At 70.9% G+C, this 3,800-nt stretch carries 2 protein-coding genes; both read left to right on the top strand.

Features of this window, described 5'->3' with window-relative positions:
* Positions 1-202 precede the first annotated feature (202 nt).
* Positions 203-1,714, top strand: coding sequence for a DEAD/DEAH box helicase (locus ACFW2Y_RS35025; protein WP_384887566.1), 1,512 nt, complete (start codon positions 203-205; stop codon positions 1,712-1,714).
* 704 nt (positions 1,715-2,418) lie between these two features.
* On the top strand, positions 2,419-3,645 hold the full coding sequence (locus ACFW2Y_RS35030) for an IS110 family transposase (protein WP_384887568.1): 1,227 nt from the start codon (positions 2,419-2,421) through the stop codon (positions 3,643-3,645).
* Positions 3,646-3,800 lie beyond the last annotated feature (155 nt).

The following is a 3,800-nucleotide window of genomic DNA, read 5'->3' on the forward strand; positions in this document are numbered from 1 at the left end:
GGCCCCAGCTGTATTCATTTCATAGGGCCTCACCGTGCTCGCAGCACCCTCTTTCATTTCGCCGACCCGATTTCGCGTCGGCAACCATTCACCCTGCCGAGCCGCTCTCTTTCTCATTCCATTCGGCCGTCCCTGTGATTCCAGAAGCTGTTCGTCCGCTGCCGGGATTCTTTGATACGCGCCGTATCCAGGAAGGTTCTGAATGAACCCCACACGCACGAACGGCCGTACCTCCCGCACCCGCCGCAACGGCGGCCGCTCGTACGGCTCCTCCGCCGAAACGGGCCGGGGCGGTCGCCCCGGTTCGTCCGCCGCGGGCCGATCGGAAGGTCCGAGCCGGTCGGGCGGATACGGCAGGCGCCCCGCCGCCGTGCAGGGGGAGTTCGCCCCGCCGAAGACGATCACTCCGGCGCTGCCCGCCGTCGAGACCTTCACCGACCTGGCTCTGGACCGGCGCCTCCTGGCCGCGCTCACCGCGCAGGGAGTCGCGGTCCCGTTCCCCATCCAGGGCGCGACGCTGCCGAACTCCCTGGCCGGCCGCGACGTCCTGGGCCGCGGCCGGACCGGCTCCGGCAAGACCCTCGCCTTCGGTCTGGCCCTGCTGGCCCGCATCGCCGGACAGCTCGCCGAACCCCGTCAGCCGCTGGCACTGGTGCTGGTCCCCACCCGGGAACTCGCCCAGCAGGTGACCGACGCCCTCACCCCCTACGCCCGTGCCGTGAAGCTACGCCTGGCCACCGTCGTCGGCGGAATGCCGATCAGCCGACAGGCGAAGGCGCTGCGCGGTGGCGCCGAGGTCGTCGTGGCCACCCCCGGTCGCCTCAAGGACCTCATCGAACGCGGTGACTGCCGACTGGGCCAGGTCGCGATCACCGTCCTCGACGAGGCCGACCAGATGGCTGACATGGGCTTCATGCCGCAGGTCACCGCGCTCTTGGACCAGGTCCGCCCCGAGGGCCAGCGGATGCTGTTCTCCGCGACCTTGGACCGCAACGTCGACCTGCTGGTCCGCCGCTACCTCACCGACCCCGTCGTCCACTCCGTCGACCCCTCCCAGGGCGCGGTCACGACGATGGAGCACCACGTCCTGCACGTGCGCGGCGCCGACAAGCACCGGCTGACGACGGAGATCGCGGCACGCGACGGCCGGGTGATCATGTTCTTGGACACCAAGCACGCCGTGGACCGGCTCGCCGAGGACCTCCTCGCCTGCGGTGTCCGGGCCGCCGCCCTGCACGGCGGGAAGTCGCAGCCTCAGCGCACCCGCACCCTCAGCCGCTTCAGGACGGGGCACGTCACCGTCCTGGTGGCGACGAACGTCGCCGCGCGCGGCATCCACGTCGACAACCTCGACCTCGTCGTCAACGTGGATCCGCCGACGGACCACAAGGACTATCTCCACCGCGGCGGCCGTACCGCGCGAGCCGGCGAGTCCGGCACCGTCGTCACCCTGGTCACCGCCAACCAGCGTCGCGGGATGACCCGACTCCTGCAGGACGCCGGCATCGTGCCGAAGACCACTCAGGTCTGCTCCGGCGGGGAGGCGCTCCACAGGATCACGGGCGCCCAGGCCCCGTCGGGCGTGCCCGTGACGATCACCGCGCCACCGGCCGAGCGGCGCAAGCGCGGCACGCCCTCCCGCGGTCGGCGCGGGCCCGCTGCGGCGGCCCGGCGCGTGAACGCGCGACGGTCCGCCGTCGACACGGCAGCCTGAGCGCCACGTGGTCCGGAAGCCGCCCGATCTCTTCAGGAGGCACGTTGTGACGTCGGTCCGGATGCAACCCCGCTCGGCCCAGACCAGCCCTGCGCTCAGGACGGTGAGGGACCGGGCCGCCGTGGGCCCGGCAGAACTCCGGGTCTGCGATGACATGACCGTCGAGGTGGCGCTGGCCGTGATGGCAGGTGCCCGGACCGGCCACCTGCTCGTCTGCGACGCCGACGGCCTCGCCGCCGGTCTCGTCACACTGGCCCGGCTCACCGCCGTCCGCGAAAGCTCCGCATACACGGACCGGCTTCGGCTGCGCGACCTCTCCGGCGACGGCGAGCCGCTCGCCTCGGACACCGTCCTCACGGCCGAGCAGGCAAGAGACGTCTCCGCCGGCTCGGCGCCCCGTCCGTCATGGGCGGGCAGGAGGGTCCGTCAGCCGTCCCGGCGCCCGCCGTCGCCCTCGAGCGACCCGCCTAATGGGACGTGCCGGGTCGGAGAGACTCGGTGCCGTAGCCGCCAGCAGGTGAGCACTTTCCCCGCCGGAACCACTGCGAGTTCTGTGGTCAGACCGTGCCCCTGCTGGTCGGCCGGGAGGCCAGACCGCTGATGGGGTGGCGTGCCCGCCCTGGTGGCGTGAGCACTGGATCCATTAGGCCGCGCGCCGCCTTCCGCGGGCTGCAAGGAGCGAAGTACCTGACCAGGAGGTTGAGTTGCTGCTGATCGGCGATGACTGGGCCGAAGACCACCATGACGTCGAGGTCCAGGACGAGACAGGTCGGAAACTCACGGCGGCGAGGCTGCCAGAGGGCGTGGAGGGGATCGCGAAGCTGCACGAGCTCCTCGCGAAGCACGGCGGCAAGGACCTGGACCCGGCCGAGGTGGTGGTGGGTATCGAGACCGATCGCGGTTCGTGGGTGCAGGCATTGATCGCTTCCGGCTACCAGGTCTACGCGATCAACCCGAGGCAGGTCGCCCGTTTCAAGGAGAGGTACGGCACGTCCGGCGCCAAGAGCGACAAGGGCGACGCGCACGCGCTGGCGGACATGGTCCGTATCGACCGCGACCAGCTGCGGCCGGTGGCCGGAGACAGCGACCAGGCCCAGGCCGTGAAGGTCGTCGCCCGCGCCCACCAGACCCTGATCTGGGAACGCACCCGTACCTTCCAGCGGCTGCGGACCACACTGCGCGAGTACTTCCCCGCCGCGCTGTCCGCCTACGCCGACCTGGAGCTGACCAGCACGGACGCCCTGGAATTGCTGATCAAGGCGCCCACTCCCGCGGCCGGGGCGAAGCTGACGCGCACCCAGATCACCGCGGTCCTGGCCCGTCACCGCCGTCACCACCGCGAGGCGAAGGCGAACACGATTCAGACGGCCCTGCGCGAGCGGCAGCTCGGCCTGCCCGAGCCGGTCACCGCCGCCTACGCGGCCACCGCGATCGCCCATGCACGGCTGATCATCGCGTTGAACGAGCAGATAGCCGCGCTGGAAGCGCAGGTGAAGGCGCATTTTCTCGCGCACCCGGACGCTGAGATCTACCTCTCGATGCCCGGCATCGCGGAGATCACCGGCGCCCGGGTGCTCGCCGAGTTCGGAGACGACCCCACCCGCTACGCGTCTGCGAAGGCCCGGAAGAACTATGCCGGCACCAGCCCCGTCACCCGGGCCTCCGGCAAGAGTCACACCGTCCAGGCCCGCTACGTCCGCAACAACCGTCTCGCCGACGCCCTCCAGCGCCAGGCGTTCGCCGCCCTGCGGGCCTCGCCCGGCGCCCGCCGCTACTACGACAAACAGCGAGCCCGCGAGGCCGGCTACAACCCCGCCCTCCGCCAGCTCGGCAACCGGCTCGTCGGCATCCTCCACGGATGCCTCAAAACCCGCACCCACTACGACGAAGCAACCGCCTGGTCGCACCACGCACACCTCCATGCCGCTTGACCTCAAACGACATGGGGTGTCTGACCACGGCGGAACCGTCCTTCCCCTCCCCACACGCCTCGGCGCTGCTCGGCGCTTCGGCGGCGTCCTGACCGCGATCCGCAAACGACCGTGAGCTGACTCCGGTCAGCCGAGAGGGCCCGACCGGCACACGC

The sequence above is a fragment of the Streptomyces sp. NPDC058877 genome (genome assembly GCF_042742855.1).
Taxonomy (GTDB): Bacteria; Actinomycetota; Actinomycetes; order Streptomycetales; family Streptomycetaceae; genus Streptomyces.

Bases quoted from the DNA above. Each gene is read 5' to 3' on its own strand.
- ACFW2Y_RS35025 (WP_384887566.1), top strand. From the start codon at position 203: ATGAACCCCACACGCACGAACGGCCGTACCTCCCGCACCCGCCGCAAC.